The organism is Streptomyces sp. NPDC033178 (assembly GCF_055577685.1).
Window position 1 is genome coordinate 21,353 of the sequence record NZ_JBVIPT010000034.1, and the last position, 15,877, is coordinate 37,229.

Here is a 15,877-nt window from a genome sequence, read left to right on the forward strand (position 1 = left end):
GACGGCCGGGAGACGGCGAGGGCCCACCCGGGCAGGGTGGGCCTTCGCCGTGCGGGGACCTCGGCCACGGCCCGGAGCCCGGTCAGCCGACGACGGTGTCCCAGGGGTCGTCCGAGACCTGGACCATGAGCTTGCCCTGGTTGCCACCGGTGACGAGCAGCGTCAGCGCGGTCGCCACCTCATCCATGCCGTCCACGATGTGCGGGCGGTGCCGGATGGCCCCGGTCATGAACAACCGACCCAGTTCGGTGAACATCGCCTCGTAGCGGTCGGCGTGGGCCGGTGGGATGAAGCCCTCCATCCGGGCGCTGGCCAGCACGAGGCGGAACGTGTTCTTCAGGCCGTATCGCTGGGACGGGTCGGGCAGGTCGTACTGCGACATCTCTCCGCACAGCAGCACGCGCGCCCGCTGCGCGAGGTGGAGCAGCACGGTGTCGAGCATCTCGCCCCCGACGTTGTCGAAGTACACGTCGACGCCCTCGGGGCACAGCCGGCCCAGGGCCTCGTCCACACTCTCCCCGCGGTAGTCGATGGCGGCATCGAGGCCCAGGTCGTCGAGCAGGAACCGGCACTTCTCCTTGCCGCCGGCGATTCCGACCACCCGGCAGCCGTAGGCCTGGGCGATCTGGGCCGCCAGCATTCCCGCCGCCCCGGCGGCGGCCGAGACCAGGACCGTCTCGCCCGCCGAGGGTCGGGCGATCTCGCCGATCCCGATCATCGCCACCAGGCCGATGTGCGAGAAGACGGTCAGGTGGGCGCTCAGCGGTACGCCGGGCTGCCGCGCGATCCTGGCCGGCGGAACCGGACCCCCGGCACCGGTCGCGAGCACCGGATGCGTCGACCAGTCGGCGAGTGCGGTCACGACGTCGCCGGGCTCGAAGTCCGGCGCACGCGTCTCCTCCACGACCCCCAGAACCACTCCCTTCATCACGTCGCCGACGTCGAGCGGCACGACGTACGCCGCCTCCCCCAGCCGCAACTGTGTGAGATACGAGGGATCGAGCGACAGATACACGGTGCGTATCCGGATCTCACCCTCCTCCAGCGGTCGTTGCGCCCGCTCCTCCAGACGCAGACAGTCCGGCGCATAGCGGCCGACCGAGGGCTTCTGGATGATCCAGGCCTGTTCGTCGGGCAGTTGTCCGGCGTTGCCGCTCGCCGAAGCGGTGGCCGCCTTCATGAGGTCACCGCTTCGGGCTGGTCGGCGCCGATCTCCGCCATGACCGTCTCGGCGTAGCGGGCCAGTCCGTCGCGGACCTCCTCCTGCGAGAATCCGTTCGGGACGACGAAGACGCGCTTGACGCCGAGCTTCTCGTAGCCGTGTATGACGCCCGCGCTGAGGTTCTGCGTGGCGCCGGCGCTGATCTCGATCTCGTCGTAGTCGCGCCCGACCTTGTCGCACTCGGCCCGCAACGTCTCCAGCAGGGGTGCCAGGGCCTCCGGTCCGGCCACGGCGGGGAAGAACCCGTTGCCGTAGCGGGCGGCGCGCTTGGCGGCCAGGTCGGTGTGTCCGCCCACGTGGATCGGCACCCCGCCCGCCTGGACCGGCTTCGGTGCGGAGTAGACCGGCGGCCAGTCGTAGAAGCGGCCGTGGAACTCGCTGGGCGACTCGGTCCACAGTGATCGCATCGCCGCGACGGATTCCCGGGCCCTCGCCGCACGGTCGTCGAAGTCGCAGTCGAGCGCCTCGTACTCCTCGCGCAGCCACCCCATTCCGATGCCGAGCATCAGCCGTCCCCCGGAGAGCGTGTCGAGGGTTCCGCAGACCTTGGCCAGCTGGATCGGGTGGTGCTGCGGAAGGATGCAGACGCCGGTGGCCAGCCGAAGCCGCGTGGTGACCGCCGCCGCGTACGCGAGCGGCGTGAAGGGATCGGGCAGCGGGGCCTCCGAAGGCGCCTCGATCCGGCCCGTCGGGCTGTACGGATACGTCGAGACGTAGTTCTCCGGGATGGCGGGATGCTCCACGGACCAGATCGACTCGTAGCCGAGCTCCTCCGCGGTCCGGGCGAGACTGGCCAGACCGCCCGGCTCCATTGACGCACCGATGGTCGCGAATCCGATCGCGAATTTCATTCGTCCTCCTACTTACCTGGCTGGTTTGCCGGTTGCTGGTTGCTGGTTGCCGAGGAGTTGTCTGCCGCTTCGCTCGCTCACGCGGGACCCAGCGTCACCGGACCGCTGCCGTATCTCGCCCAGTCCTGCGGGTCATGGTTGATCCACACCCGTGCCCCGGTCGCGTCGGCGATACGTCGCATGCGCTGGATGGAACGGACCGACCGGTCTCCGCTGTGGTCCACGCCCATCGGCACGACCTGATCCCACGCCTGACGCAGGTGCACCGCGTCGCCGGTGAGGAGGAGATGTCCCTCCAACGTCCGCACCAGCAGGCTGAGATGACCGGGCGTGTGTCCCGGCGTCGCGAGGATGCGCACCGACCCGTCGCCGAACACGTCGTGATCGCCCGGCAGCAGGTTCCAGTTGAAGCCCATGGTCGCCTGGAGGTCCGCGAGGCGATACGGGGCGCGCAGCGCGGGCGAGGGTGGCCAGAACGCGTACGGCAGGTCACCCTCGCCGGCGAAGAGCATCGCCTTGGAGAACAGGTACAGGCCACCGGCGTGGTCGATGTGCGCGTGCGACAGTACGACGTGAGTGACGTCGCTCGTGCTGAAGCCGTGGCGTTCGAGCTGGCGGTCGACTCGTTGTTCCGGACGGAAACTGAGGTTCATGTGCGCCAGCGCCGGACCGTAGACGCCTTCGGGATCGTCGGCCGCGTCAGGGACCAGGCCGGTGTCGTACAGAAGCAGGCCCCGATCGTGCTCGATCAGGAACGTCGGGACCGGGATCGTCACTTGACCCTGTCCGAACAGTACGAGCGTCGAGGCGTCGAGGGTCATGGTGCCGCCCTCCAGCGCCCAGACCCGGGTCACGGTTGCCTCGCCAAGTGCCATGGTTCTCCTCCTCGTTGATCAGGCAGAGGACGTGGGTGAGACCGTCTCCAGCCAGCGCAGGACGACGTCGAGAACCTCGCTGTTGTTGAGTTCGAGGATCATGCCGTGGCCGTTGCCACGGACTCCGTGGTCGGCGAGCCGGATGTGGTCGGCGCGGGCGCCCACCTCCCGCAGATACGCCGCGACGGCCCCCGCTCCACCGCCCAGCGGCGACGCCTCGGCCTCGACGACCGCCACCGGCAGTCCCGCCAGCCCCGGCACGGTCCGCGTGGACGCCTGCCTCAGCTCCTCCGGGGACGTGACGGGCGGGTCGTAGGCCAGCGGAGCGGAGGTGAGCCCCCACTTGAGGGACAGACCCATCTGCGGGGCGTGCAGGAACGGCGGCCCCGGCGGTTCGAGGGCCACGACCGCCAGGACGAGGTCCGGGCTGGCCGCGGCGGCCAGCCAGCCGGCCGGCGCACCGAGGGAGTGGGTCACGACCACTGCGGGGCCGATGCTCTCCAGCAGCCGTACGAGTGCGTCACCGTCACGCTGTTGGGCGGCGGCCTGGTCGAGGTGGACGCCCGCCGAGCTCGCCGCGAGCTGGATGACGGCGTCGTCGTCCGGCCCGCCCGGACCCGGCCACTGGGTGTGCCGGGGGTCGGCGCCGGAAGCGAAGAGTCCCGCTGTCATCTCCGGTGTGGCCGCGGGTCCGCGCTTCCCGCTCTCCTGGCCGCCGATACCCGCGGCCCGCCCGTAGCCGGGCCGGTCGACCACGTACACGGGCCGGCCGAGATCCACCAGCAGCCGTGCCCATCCCGGGCGGCCGTCGGGGGTGCCGAGCCAGTCGGTGCCCTGACCGCCGCCGCCGTGGACCAGCACGATCGGGGTCGACGCGCCGAGCCCGTCGGGCTTCTCCCACTCGACGTACATCGACCCCACCCAGCGAAATCCTCGGCTGCTCATGAGGTCGCCGCCGTGGGGACGAGCTGCGGCGAACGCAACTGCGCCATGCCGAGTTGAGCGGACCGCACCTTCTCCGGATCGCCCGCGACCGAGCGGGGTCCGGCCAGATCCGACTCCAGCCGCTCGGGGTCGGTCGAGTGGTAGACGAGCCGCTTGAACTCGCTCGCCATGGGCGAGGCGATGTCGAGGAACTTCCGCCGCCGGTCGTCGGCGTAGCGGTCCAGTACGTCCGCCGGGGCCTCGCCTCGTACGACGGCGGCCAGCGCCGGGTGCAGCACGAAGAGGTCGAGCAGTCCGCAGGTCAGGCCGAGCCCGCCGGTGGGGTTGGTGGCGTGCGCGGCGTCGCCGGCCAGCAGGACCCGGCCGGCCCGGAATTGGTCGGCGGCCCGCTGGTGCAGGCGGTAGGGCGAGTGGTGCACCAGCTCGAACTCCTTGGAGCCCGGCATGAACGTGTCGAAGAACCTCGGTACCCGTTCGAGGACCCCTTCGGCCGGGAGCGCCGCGTCCTCGGCGTACGTCACCCGCCACAGCCCCTGGTCGTCGATCCTCGCGACGACCGCGCCGTACCGGGGATCGACGACCATGTTGGCGTCGTTGAACCCGTATTCGTCGAACGGGTAGCGGACGTTGGTCGCCACGAACCGCTCCGGCCAGGTGAGGCCGTCGAAGCCGAGCCCCAGGGCCTTGCGGACCGTGCTGCTCGCTCCGTCGGTGCCGACCACCCAGGAGGCGGTGAACTCGGCGGGCCCGTCAGGGCCGTCCGCGGTGACACGGACCTCGTCGTCGTCCTGCGTGAGGCCGGTGACGGTGGTGTTCCAGTGGACCGAGACGCCGGGCTGCTCCCGCAAGCTGCGCAGGGCGATCTCGCCGAGCCGGTCCTGGCCCAGGTGGATGTTGTTGTAGGGGCGTCCGGTGATCTCTTCGAGCGAGACCCGGCCCCACTCGATGACCTCCCCGGTGCGGGGGACCCGCAGGGTCAGCCCGTCGAGGGAGCGCACGCCCTCGCGCTCCATGTCGGTGAGAACACCGAGTTCGGCCAGGCCGTCCAGGACGAACCAGAGATAGGTCATGGCCCGTGGCGAGTCGCCGATGCCGACCTCGCGTTCGAGGACGGTCACGCTCAGGCCTGCCTGGGCGAGCCCGAGCGCGGTGAGCAGGCCCACCGGACCGGCGCCGACGATCAGGACGTCGGTGGATGGTTGGGTCACAGTCGTTTCTCCCAGCGGCTCAGAAGACGATGGTCTGGTTCTCGTGCCGGACGATCCGGTCCTCGCAGTGCCAGCGCACCGCTCGCGACAGCACGGCCCGCTCGACGTCCGCGCCCAGTCGTACGAGGTCGGCGGTGGTGTGGTGGTGGCCGACCCGGACCACGTCCTGGTCGATGATCGGGCCCTCGTCGAGGTCCTCGGTCACGTAGTGAGCGGTCGCCCCGACGAGCTTCACGCCCCGCTCCTTGGCCCGCTTGTAGGGCGCCGCGCCGATGAAGGCCGGCAGGAAGGAGTGGTGGATGTTGATCAGCGGGACGCCGACCTCGGCGAGGAAGTTCGGCGTGATGATCTGCATGTAGCGGGCGAGTACGACCAGGTCGACGTTGCCGCGCAGCAGTTCGAGTTGGCGCTGCTCGGCCTCGGCGCGGTTGTCGCGGGTGGCCGGGATGTGCACGAACGGCACGCCGAACGGGCGGACTTCGTCAGCGAGGTCGGCGTGGTTGCTGATCACCATCGCCACGGTCATGTCGAGCTCGCCGCGACGGTTGCGCCAGAGCAGGTCCAGGACGCAGTGGTCGGTCTTCGACACCATGATCGCGACCCGCTTCGGCTTGGCCGCCTCGGTCAGCCGGAACTCCATCTCGAAGTCGGTCGCCACCGTGTCGCGGAACTCGCGCTCGAACTCGGCGCGGGCGGCGGCGAGTCCGGGCAGCCGGAAGGTGGTGCGCTGCAGGAAGGTGCCGCCCACCGGCTCGGTGGAGTACTGGTCGAGCGAGACGATGTTCGCGCCGGCCTCCGTGAGGAAGGTACTCACGGCGGACACCACCCCGGGCCGGTCCGGGCACTTGATGAGCAGCCGCCCGAGATCCTGCGTCGGCGAAGCCGATTCCGGGGGCCTGGTGACCTTGACGCCGGTTTCGGCCAGGTCGACGGGCATGACGGTCCTCCTTGACTGTCGCTTACTTGGGGGAGCGGTGGTTCAGGCGCGGTCGCGCAGCCGGCTGGGCCAGATCCCGGACTTGCCGGGCGCGAGGATCCCGTTGGGGTCCAGGGCGTCCTTGATCGTCTCGGCGAGCCTGCGCTGTGCGTGGTCGCCGAACGCGAACTGCTCCGCGACGAGGTCCATGTGCTGGAGGTTGGTGCGGTACGGCGCGTATCCGATCGCGGCCAGCTCCCTGACCAGGTCGGTGTAGCCCTCGTAGACGGAGCGGGTCTGCTCCTCGTCGCGGGGGTCGAAGAACGTGGTGCTGATGTGCAGCGCGCTGCGGGCAGTGAGGTACAGGCCGTTGACGTAGGCGTGGCCGTGCCGGGCGTAGAGGGAGCGGATGAGCTTCTCGGTCCGTACGACCGCGTCGCCCTGGCAGGGGCCGACCGGCGAGAAGTCGAGGTGGCCGGTCACCTCGCCGTAGGGCAGCATCTTCGGGTCGAGCAGGTCCATGTCCGGGATGCCGCGCTGGACGCCTTCGTCGTGGTTCGAGGGGCCGGCGAGGTCCGTGGCGTCGAAGGTACGGCGGACGACCTCCACGCCGGGTATCGCGCGCAGCGTCTCCTCGATCACCGCGTACTGGGCGTCGACCATCGCCGCGCGGCCGTACAGGGCGAACCGCGCCGACCAGCCGTCGCCGTCGGGGTCGAGGGACATGGTGCCGTTCTCGTCGATCTCCACGCCGCGGTTGAGCATCGGCAGGTTCTCGATCGTGCGGTCGAGCATGAGCCCGCGCAGGGCGTCGACGACCTTGCCGAGGGTCTCGTAGCCGTGGAAGCGGGCCCAGCAGGCGGCGTAGGTCTCGGGGCGGGGCATGAGCCACCAGCCCGCGCTGGTGACGATGCCGAGGTTGGACTGCTGGAACAGGCCGCCGAAGGAGGGGCCGTAACTGTGCGGGTAGGTGTACCGGGCCGGGTTGTCCTCCATGGCGCCCATGCCCGTGCGCAGCAGGGAACCGTCGGGCAGGACCACCTCCAGGCCGCAGAGGTTGCGTGCGTGGTCTCCGGACGGCATGTAACCGATGCCGTATTCAAGGGAGTTGCCGATGACACTGCCCCAGCCCAGGTCGGGGATGGAGGTCCACAGGTCGCCGTCGGCCTGCTGCAGGCCGTCGAAGAGGTCCTGCCAGCGCACGCCGGGCTGGACGACCGCGTAGGCGAGTTCCGAGTTGATCTCCAGGATCTTGTTCATCTGCCGCAGGTTCAGCAGGACGCTGCCGCGCAGGCGGGGCGCCGGACCGCCGTAGGTGTTGTTGCGGCCCTGGCTGAAGGTCGACAGCGGCACCCCGTGCTCGCCCGCGATCCGGACGATGGCCTGCACCTGCTCGGTCGAGGTGGGCAGCAGCGCGGCCGAGGCGTCGAACTCGTCGGACTCCCGGTAGGTGTAGGGGTCCCGGAACTCGCGCAGCGCCGACGGTTCGCTGATCACGGCGGCGGAGCCGAGCTCGGCGGTGAAGGCGGCGAGTGCCTTGTCGAGTGCGGCCAGGGTGGTGCCGGTGGGAACCGTCGTCGTCATGCCGGTGCCTTTCTCGGTGCTGGGTAGGCGTGGTGGGCTGTTGGGAAAGGTGAGAGGTGATGGGCAGATGTGAAAGGTGAGAGCTGTCGTGCCACACGGACCGCGTCCGCCGTGGACGGGACGTCGTGCACCCGGACGCACCAGGCGCCGGCCGCGGCGGCCAGTGCGGACACGGCGGCCGTGGCCCGGTCGCGGTCGCGCGGTGGCGGTGGTGGGCCGTCGGGCGCGAGCAGCGTGCCCAGGAACGACTTGCGCGAGGCTCCGACCAGGAGCGGACGCCCGAGAACGCCGAACTCGTGGAGCCGGCCGAGGATCTCCCAGTTGTGCTCGGCGTTCTTGGCGAAGCCGAGCCCCGGGTCGAGCACCACGCGGTCCGGACAGACCCCGGCGTCGGCGAGAGCGTCGAGGCGTCTGCCGAGTTCGGTCACGACCTCCGCCACGACATCGCCGTAGTGGGCCCGCTGCCGCATGTGCGCGCTGTGTCCGCGCCAGTGCATCGCGACGTAGGGCACGTCCGCCTCGGCCACGAAGCGGGTCATGTCGGGATCCGCGAGCCCGCCGCTCACGTCGTTGACCAGCGTGGCGCCCGCCTCGACCGCGGCGGCGGCCACCCGGGCGCGCATGGTGTCGACGCTCACCACGGCGCCGGACGCGGCGAGTTGGCGTACGACGGGAAGGACACGCGCCCGTTCCACCGCCTCCGGAACGCGACCCGCGGACGGCCGGGTCGACTCGCCGCCCACATCGACGATGTCCGCGCCTTCCGAGACGAGCGCGAGACCCTGCTCGACCGCCCGCGCCGGATCGACGCAGTCACCCCCGTCGGAAAAGGAATCCGGTGTGGTGTTGACGATTCCCATCACCAGACAGCGATCGGCGATCGGCATGCCCTTTGGCCCGGGGAAAATCATGGATTTCCCCAGCCTTTCCCACAGGAACCGCTCCCGCTGTACAAGCGAGGTGAAATCGTCCGCCCCGGGCTCTTCATCTGCCTGAAACAATTGGTTAGGGTGCGAGCGTGGCACGAATGCAACGAGGCAATCTGCCCGCCGAGGTGACGAGTTTTGTCGGCCGCCGTGCGGAGCTGCCCACGCTGAAGAAATCGCTGGAACGCTATCGGGCGGTCACGGTGACCGGCACCGGAGGCGTCGGCAAGACCCGGCTGGCCCACCGGGTCGCCTCGGAAGTGGCGGGTTCCTTCGCCGACGGGGCCTGGCTGATCGAACTCGACGACCTCGCCGACGGCGCCCTGCTGCCCTCCACCGTGCTGCTCGGGCTGGGACTGCGTGACGACGGCGGCGCACCGGTGGAGTCCCAGCTCGTCGATCACTTCCGCACCCAGCAGGCACTGCTGCTTCTCGACGGGTGCGACGGTGTCGTCGAGGCGTGCGCCGGGCTCCTCGCCCGTCTGCTGCGCGCCGCCCCCGGCCTCAAGGTGCTCAGCACCAGCCGTCGGCCGCTGCACTTCGAGGGCGAGGCTGTCGTCTCCGTCGGTCCGCTGCAGGTCCCGCCCGACGACGGACCGCAGCCGGACGCCGCCGCACTGCTCGGATACGACGCGGTGGCGCTGTTCATCGAACGCGCCGCCGCTGTCCGGCCCGACGTGATGGACTCGGACGCCCGGCTGACCGCGATCGCACACATCTGCCGACGTCTGGACGGACTTCCCATGGCGATCGAGTTCGCCGCGGACCGCCTCGACGTCCTGGCCCTCGACGAACTCGACGAGCGGCTCGACGACGCCTACCGCGTGCTGGTCTCCGCGAAGCGGGGTGCTCCGCCGCGCCGGCGGACGCTGGAGGCACTGATCGACTCCAGCTACGCGCTGTGCTCGCCCGAGGAGCAGTTGCTGTGGGCACGGCTCGCGGTCTTCACCGGCCGGTTCGGCCTCCCCGCGGCGGAACACGTGTGCACCGACGAGTCGGTCCCCGAGCATCGCGTGCTCGACCTCGTGGCCGGCCTGATCGACAAGTCGGTGCTCGTCCGCGAGGAGCGTCCCGGCGGATCGTGGTATCGGCTGCCGCGGCTGCTCCGTGAGTACGGGATGCGCCACGTGACCGAGTCGGGCGAATGGGACCGGCTGCGCCGACGCCACGTGCAGTGGTGCCTGTGGCTCGCGCGGCAGGCCTCCGAAGGGCTGCTGACCGATCGTTCCCAGGACTGGGTCGGGCAGGTCCGGGGCAACCACGCCAACATCCGCGCGGCCCTCGAATACTGCTTCGAGGACAAGGAGAGCGCGCAGGACGGGCTGCAGCTCGCGGCGCTCCTCTGGTACCACTGGCTCATGGCCGGCCTGGTCGCCGAAGGCCGCGAATGGCTGGACCGCGGACTGGCCGTCACCCCGCCCGAGCCGACGGTCGGCCGTGCACTGGCGCTGACCGCCGCCGCGTATCTCGCTGTGATCGGCGGCGACCGCGCCGACGAACTCCTCACCACGTCGAACGAGATGGAGGCCGAGCTCGGGGCCCCCGCGGTGACCGGGAACCTGCGCTTCGTCGAAGGGCTCCTCGCGTTCCACCGACGTGACCTGGACACGGCCTGCGCGAAACTCGACCTCGCGCTCGACGCCTTCCGCTCGGCCGGGAGCATGATGAGCACCGGCAAGACGCTGTGCCTGCTCGGGATGGCCTGGACGCTGAACGGCGGCTGGGAGCGGGGCCGCGGCTACTGCGAGGAGTTCCTCGCCATGCCCGGCGCGTCGAGCGAGAACTGGGGGTTCGGCTACATCCAGTGGACGACGGCTCTCGCCGAGTGGGAGCACGGCAGCTTCGGCAGCGCACGGCGCGCCCAGGAACACAGTGCCCGGCTGGCGTGCCGGTTCGACGACCGGTTCGGCATGGGGTCCTGTGTGCAGAGCGGGGCGCTGTACTTCGCCTCGACGGGACGCCCCAGGGAGGCCGCGCTGCTCATGGGCGCCGCGGAGACCCACCGCTTCCCCGCCTTCACCGCCCTTGACGAACTGCGGCGCGACTGCGTCGACGACGTACGCGACGCGCTGGGCCCCGCCGTCTTCGGTCAACTGGTCGATGAGGGAAGGGCGTTGACGCTGAAGCAGGCCGCCGAAGTCGTCGCGGGCGGACGACTGGTGGCCGGGCCGGCCGCCGCCCCGGCCGTGCCGGACGCCCTGTCCGGCCGGGAGTGGGAAGTGGCGCAGCTGGTGGCCGACGGCCGGGGCAACAAGCACATCGCCGCCGCCCTGGTCATCTCGACCCGCACTGCCGAGGGCCACGTCCAGCGGATCCTCGGCAAGCTCGGATTCACCTCGCGCGCCCAGATCGCCGTATGGGTGACCGAACAGCGCGCGCTCGCCAGAGCCGGAGCGCTGGCCGGCCACGGCGGCTGAGCCGGTGATTCCACGCATGAGCACCCCTTTCCGAACTCCTCGCAGCCTGCCGTGCAGGCCAGGGCGGGTGAACGCGCGGAACTACCTGTCGCCTACCTGTTTTCGCCGCGCGGGCGGGTAGCGGCAGGCAGACGAAACGGCGATGGCCCACCCGGGGAGGGTGGGCCATCGCCGTCAGGGGACCGTGGGGCGCTCAGAGCCCGTGACGCGGACTCTCAGGCGGAGTGGAGATCGATCCGGCTCCGGTCCTGCTTGTACGGAGCCGGTGCCACGGTGGCGCGGATCGGCTTCTGGGGGCCGCCCGGGGTCCCCCAGTGGACCGTCAGGGAGGTTCCGATGTCGGCGTGCGCCACGTCGATGGTGGCCAGCGAGAGCATCTTGCGGAAGTAGTAGCTGTAACCCCGCGAGGTGGCCACCCCGACGAGATCGTCGCCCGCCGTCACCCTGTCCGCCCACATGAAGCCGCGCTGGTCCCGGGGCATGTCCATGAAGGGGTAGTTCGCCCCGGGCCGGAACAGCGACGCGTGCACGTCCTGGACGTCCTCGGCGTTCCATTCGAGGGTACGGATCACCCGCTTCGGCTCCGCCTTCTCGCGTTCGAGCGCCGCTCGGCCGAGGAAGTCGTGGTCGAACCTGATGTTCCGGCCCCAGCCGAGTTCGACAGGACTGCGGTAGTAGTCGGAGATGTGCTTTCCGTCGAAGCTCCCCGCGATATAGGCCGGTTGTGCGTACGCGGGCATCGAACTCCGGAAGATTTCCAGGTATTCGGCCATGTCCGCGTCGAAGATCGCCGGAATGTAATCCGTGGCAATCGTGGGAAAACAGGCCTCGAGGTGGTTGATCATGGTGACTCGGGCGCCGAGCCGCCGGATTCCGAATTCCTGCCCCGCCTCCATCACGGCGGCATGCACCTCGTCCCCGAATTCGCGGGGCCCCTGGAGTTCGAAACCGATCTCGCCGGCCATGCCCTGGCGCAGGGCCCAGATGTCGTGTCCGGCGATCCTGAGCGGGGTCACGTGCATGTACTTGGTCTCACGAAGCTGGTTCTCCCCGGCCAGCCGGTCGAGGACCCGGACCGCGGTGGGGCCCGAGACCTGGAAGACGAACCAGTCCTCCTGGGCGATCTTCGCGTCGTAACCACCCTTGCCCAGCCGGTAGTTCACCCAGAAACCGCCGCGGCCGTGCATGACGTAGTCGTCGTCGCCGAACTTGGTGACGATCCCCTCGTGGATGACCTTGCCGTCGGCGTTCGTGTGGACGGCGTGCTTCGACTGTCCCTGACGGAAGACGGCGAAGCTGTTCACCGTGGTGTCCGACAGCAGCCTGATCGCGTCGGGTCCGCTGATCCGGTGCTGCCACAGGAACGACCAGTCCCCGATGTAGCAGCTCTCCTTCCACGACATCGACTCGTCGAGCCAGTCGGTGTACTCGGGGGCACCGAAGCGGCTCCACGCGTACGTCGCAGGCGGCGTACGCATCCCCGCCACTGTGAAAGCCATGCTGTGCACCCTTCTTCGACGGACCTACATGTTCAGCTATATATAGAACAGCTAGAAGCTGTCAGACAATAGACAGGCGCAAAGAATCGTCGGGGGAGCGGGGCGGGCCCGCCGTGATGTGGGCCGCCAGGCAGCCGGGGATCAGGGAGAAGCCGGCGCCTCGGTGACAGCGTCGAGCATGACCCGGGCGGCCTCTTCCACGTGCGCCGTCGCGGCGGCCTGCGCCGCGTCCCCGTCCCGGGCGTCGACGGCCTCGACGATCGCCGTGACCTCGGCGGCACTGCGCTCCGGCCGCCCTTCCTGCGCGAGAGTCAGGGCACGCAGCCGGGTGACGCGATGCTGCAGGGTCTGGACGGTCTGGTGCAGTACGGGGTTGCCGCACCCACGGAAGAGCACGTCGTAGGCCCTGGACTTCGCCTCCAGCAACGTGGCGGCGTCGGCACCCTTCCCGGTCTTCTCCGCCAGCTCGGCGACCGCCTCGCGGAAGGCGGCCCGGTCCTCGTCGCTCGCGGTCTCGGCGAACAGACGGGCGGCGAGACCTTCCAGGGGAGCACGGACCTGGTAGACCTGCCGCGCGGTCGCGGTAGAGATCACGGTGACGCAGGTGCCGCGCCCGTTGCGCGACTCGACCAGCCCCTCCGCCTGCAGCTGCCGCAGGGCCTCCCGGACGGAGGCCCGGCTCGCCGAGGTCATCTCGCACAGCTCGCGCTCCACGAGCAACTGCCCCGGCGCCAGTCGCTGGCCGACGATGGCGTCCCGCAGGATGTTCGCGACCTGCTCGCGGATGGGGGCATGTCGTTGCACCTGCATGTCGGTCATGCGCCGAGGATACTCAAGCACTCAGCTGTCAGACACCACCCCAGCAGACCTCATGCTCTCATTTTGTCTGACAGCTGCTAGCTGCTTTCAGTCGAAACCTCGGTTAGGGTGTGCCCACCGAGGCTCTCCGCTGCAGAAAGGCCCTGGTGTGACCGCACACACGGATTCGACCGACCCCCTGGCCGCCGGTGACGCGATGCGTCGCAAGGTGCTCGGCGACGAGCACGTGGACCGCTCGCGCGCCAACGCCACCCCCTTCAGCCGACCGCTGCAGGACCTCGTCACCGAGTACTGCTGGGGCGCGGTCTGGACCCGGCCGGGCCTGGAACCCCCCGTGCGCAGCCTGCTGAACATCGCGATGCTGACCGCCCTGGGCAAGCCCGACGAGCTGCGTCTGCATGTGCGCGGAGCGCTCAACAACGGCTGCGGCGTGGAACAGATCCAGGAGGTTCTCCTCCAAGCCGCCGTCTACTGCGGGGTTCCCGCCGCGCTCGAAGCCTCGCGTGCCGCGCAGCAGGTCATCGCGGAGCTCGGTCATGAGTGAGACGACACCGACGGGTCACGGGGAGCAGCGGCCGGCGGTCGCGCTGGCCGGACTCGGCCGGATGGGGCTCCCCATGGCCCGCTGTCTGGTGGCTGCCGGCTACGAGGTGTACGGCTACGACGTCGACGAGCGGCTGCGTGCGGGCCTCGCGGCGGACGGCCTCATCCCGGTGGCCTCCGTGGAGGAGCTGGCGGACACCGGCGAGGACGTCATCCTGATGCTGCCCAACAGCGACATCGTGGACGACGTCGCGGGACGCATCGCCGCCGCCGTACGGTCCGGCGCCCGCTGCCGACGCATCGTCGACATGAGCTCGTCGGAGCCCGGGCGCACCCGTCAACTCGCGCAACGCCTCGCCGAATCCGGCATCGAACTCGTCGACGCGCCGGTCTCGGGCGGCGTGGGTGCCGCGGTGGCCGGCACGCTCACCATCATGGTCGGAGGGACAGCGGAGCAGTACGAGCGCGCGCGTCCGCTCCTGACACCGCTCGGCTCGTCGATCGTGCACGCCGGACCCGTGGGTGCCGGGCACGCCATCAAGGCGCTCAACAACCTGATGTCCGCGTGCAGCATGCTCATCACCGCCGAGACCATGACCGTCGCGACGCGCTTCGGCATCGACCCGGCCACCGCACTCTCCGTGGTGAACTCGGCGAGCGGACGCAGCGGATCCACCGAGGTCAAGTTCCCCAAGTTCGTTCTGACGGGGACCTTCGACTCCGGCTTCACCGCGGCGCTCATGGCGAAGGACGTCGGTATCGCCACGCTGCTGGGGAAGGACCTGGCCGTCGAACTGCCGCTGGCGGAAGCGGTGGAGGCCCGGTGGCGCGAACTCGCCGCCGAGCTGGCCCCCGACGCCGACCACACCGAGATCGTCCGCCCGCTCGAGGCACGCAACGGCGTCAGCATCCGAGCCGCTTCGACCGGCCATGACTGATCCCGCTGCGCCGACGCGGTGGGAGGCCTACGCCGTGCGCTTCGGCCGGCACCGGCTTCGCCGGAGCGCCTTCTATCTGAACTACGCCGGTTACGGCGAGCCCGACGGCGATGTCACGATGGACTACTACCTCTGGGTCGTCCGCGGCCCCGCCGGAATCATCGTGGTCGACACGGGGTTCGCCCCGGAGGTCGGCAGACGCCGCGGGCGCGAGGTCCTGGCGGACCCGATCGAGGCCCTCTTGCAGCTCGGCGTGGATGCGTCGGCCGTGCGTACGGTCGTGGTGACCCACGCCCACTACGACCACATCGGCAACCTCAGGCGCTTTCCAGCCGCCGAGGTCGTGATGAGTCACCGTGAATACGAGTTCTGGCAGGGGCCGTTCGCGCGCCGGCCCCACTTCGCGATCCCCACCGAGGCCGCCGAACTCGATCACCTCTCACAGCTGCGCACCACGGGCAGACTGACGCTGATCGAGGGGCGCCATCAGCTGGCGCCGGGGGTGGAACTGGTGGAGGTCGGAGGCCACACTCCCGGCCAACTGATCGTCCTGGTGCACGGAGCGACCGGTACCGCCGTGCTGGCGTCCGACGCGATCCACACGTACGAGGAGTACGAACGGGACCGCCCCTTCGGGATCGTCGCCGACGTCGCGTCGATGTACCGCGCCTACGACCAGATCCGTGAGATGGCGCAGCAGCCGGGCACCAGGATCGTCGCCGGCCATGATCCTGACGTCATGGCACGCTTCACTCCGCATCTCGCCCGAACCGTCTGCCGTGTCGTCTAGGGCCTGGAGACGCGCTTGAGCGGAGCGGAACACCGAGCGGGCCCTGCCTGCCCGATCAAGGAGGTCGTGGTCCATTCGTTGTTCTGCTCGGCCAGTACAGCGCCGACCAGGCGGATGAGGGCTGCGGTCGGGATAGCTCCCAACCACGTCGGTGCGGCGGCGGATCTCCTTGTCCAGCCGTTCTCGCGGGTTGTTGGACCAGATCCGATCGACTGTCGACGTCCGCGTGGGTTGCGAAGTGGTCGCCCTTCCAGATGCCGACCTTCGGTTCCTCGGTGAAAGCGGCCGCCAGTGATCCGTCCGGCAGGAACCAGAGCCCGTTCGTGGCCGATTCGAGCGGGAAG

General features: G+C 69.9%; 14 protein-coding genes and 1 pseudogene. 4 read left to right on the forward strand and 11 right to left on the reverse strand.

The window, feature by feature from the left end; all coding sequences use genetic code 11:
- Positions 1-82 precede the first annotated feature (82 nt).
- The 8 genes from ACZ5VQ_RS47175 to folP form a co-directional block, all read right to left on the reverse strand.
- Positions 83-1,180, reverse strand: coding sequence for a zinc-binding dehydrogenase (locus ACZ5VQ_RS47175; RefSeq protein ID WP_469110410.1), 1,098 nt, complete (start codon positions 1,178-1,180; stop codon positions 83-85).
- Positions 1,177-2,073 carry an LLM class F420-dependent oxidoreductase gene (locus ACZ5VQ_RS47180; RefSeq protein ID WP_469110411.1) on the reverse strand — a complete coding sequence of 299 codons (897 nt, stop codon included), beginning with the start codon at positions 2,071-2,073 and terminating at the stop codon, positions 1,177-1,179. The genes ACZ5VQ_RS47175 and ACZ5VQ_RS47180 overlap by 4 nt, the downstream gene beginning before the upstream one ends.
- Positions 2,074-2,150: 77 nt before the next feature.
- Positions 2,151-2,948, reverse strand: coding sequence for an N-acyl homoserine lactonase family protein (locus ACZ5VQ_RS47185; RefSeq protein ID WP_469110412.1), 798 nt, complete (start codon positions 2,946-2,948; stop codon positions 2,151-2,153).
- A gap of 18 nt (positions 2,949-2,966) precedes the next feature.
- Positions 2,967-3,893 (reverse strand): alpha/beta fold hydrolase, encoded by a 927-nt coding sequence (locus tag ACZ5VQ_RS47190; protein WP_469110413.1) that lies wholly within the window; start codon positions 3,891-3,893, stop codon positions 2,967-2,969.
- Positions 3,890-5,101, reverse strand: a complete 1,212-nt coding sequence (locus tag ACZ5VQ_RS47195) for an FAD-dependent oxidoreductase (protein WP_469110414.1) — start codon at positions 5,099-5,101, stop codon at positions 3,890-3,892. Before ACZ5VQ_RS47195 ends, ACZ5VQ_RS47190 begins: the two co-directional genes overlap by 4 nt.
- Before the next feature lie 19 nt (positions 5,102-5,120).
- Positions 5,121-6,038, reverse strand: coding sequence for a formyltetrahydrofolate deformylase (gene purU / locus ACZ5VQ_RS47200; RefSeq protein WP_469110415.1), 918 nt, complete (start codon positions 6,036-6,038; stop codon positions 5,121-5,123).
- Between the two features lie 42 nt (positions 6,039-6,080).
- Positions 6,081-7,601, reverse strand: coding sequence for an FAD-binding oxidoreductase (locus ACZ5VQ_RS47205; RefSeq protein WP_469110416.1), 1,521 nt, complete (start codon positions 7,599-7,601; stop codon positions 6,081-6,083).
- Complete coding sequence (folP, locus tag ACZ5VQ_RS47210) at positions 7,598-8,488, reverse strand: dihydropteroate synthase (protein ID WP_469110417.1); 891 nt, start codon at positions 8,486-8,488, stop codon at positions 7,598-7,600. The genes ACZ5VQ_RS47205 and folP overlap by 4 nt, the downstream gene beginning before the upstream one ends.
- 140 nt (positions 8,489-8,628) lie before the next feature.
- Between folP and ACZ5VQ_RS47215 the strand changes: the two genes are divergently transcribed.
- Positions 8,629-10,944: a LuxR C-terminal-related transcriptional regulator gene (locus ACZ5VQ_RS47215; protein WP_469110418.1), complete on the forward strand. Its 2,316-nt coding sequence runs from the start codon at positions 8,629-8,631 to the stop codon at positions 10,942-10,944.
- 215 nt (positions 10,945-11,159) lie between these two features.
- On the opposite strand, the gene ACZ5VQ_RS47220 is transcribed toward ACZ5VQ_RS47215, so the two are convergent.
- On the reverse strand, positions 11,160-12,443 hold the full coding sequence (locus ACZ5VQ_RS47220; RefSeq protein ID WP_469110419.1) for an aminomethyl transferase family protein: 1,284 nt from the start codon (positions 12,441-12,443) through the stop codon (positions 11,160-11,162).
- Positions 12,444-12,584: 141 nt separating this feature from the next.
- Positions 12,585-13,262: a GntR family transcriptional regulator gene (locus tag ACZ5VQ_RS47225; RefSeq protein WP_469110420.1), complete on the reverse strand. Its 678-nt coding sequence runs from the start codon at positions 13,260-13,262 to the stop codon at positions 12,585-12,587.
- Positions 13,263-13,410: 148 nt separating this feature from the next.
- Here ACZ5VQ_RS47225 and ACZ5VQ_RS47230 point away from each other — a divergent pair, with 148 nt between their 5' ends.
- Genes ACZ5VQ_RS47230 through ACZ5VQ_RS47240 form a run of 3 tightly spaced genes read left to right on the forward strand, consistent with a single transcriptional unit; the run spans position 13,411 to position 15,533 of the window.
- Complete coding sequence (locus tag ACZ5VQ_RS47230; protein ID WP_469110421.1) at positions 13,411-13,806, forward strand: carboxymuconolactone decarboxylase family protein; 396 nt, start codon at positions 13,411-13,413, stop codon at positions 13,804-13,806.
- Complete coding sequence (locus ACZ5VQ_RS47235; RefSeq protein ID WP_469110422.1) at positions 13,799-14,743, forward strand: NAD(P)-dependent oxidoreductase; 945 nt, start codon at positions 13,799-13,801, stop codon at positions 14,741-14,743. Before ACZ5VQ_RS47230 ends, ACZ5VQ_RS47235 begins: the two co-directional genes overlap by 8 nt.
- The gene (locus tag ACZ5VQ_RS47240) at positions 14,736-15,533 is read left to right on the forward strand and encodes an N-acyl homoserine lactonase family protein (protein WP_469110423.1); all 798 of its coding nucleotides are present in this window, start codon (positions 14,736-14,738) and stop codon (positions 15,531-15,533) included. Before ACZ5VQ_RS47235 ends, ACZ5VQ_RS47240 begins: the two co-directional genes overlap by 8 nt.
- Here ACZ5VQ_RS47240 and ACZ5VQ_RS47245 read toward each other — a convergent pair.
- A pseudogene (locus ACZ5VQ_RS47245) lies at positions 15,530-15,740 on the reverse strand (transposase); the annotation flags it as partial. The gene ACZ5VQ_RS47240 and the pseudogene ACZ5VQ_RS47245 overlap by 4 nt on opposite strands.
- Between the last annotated feature and the right edge of the window lie 137 nt (positions 15,741-15,877).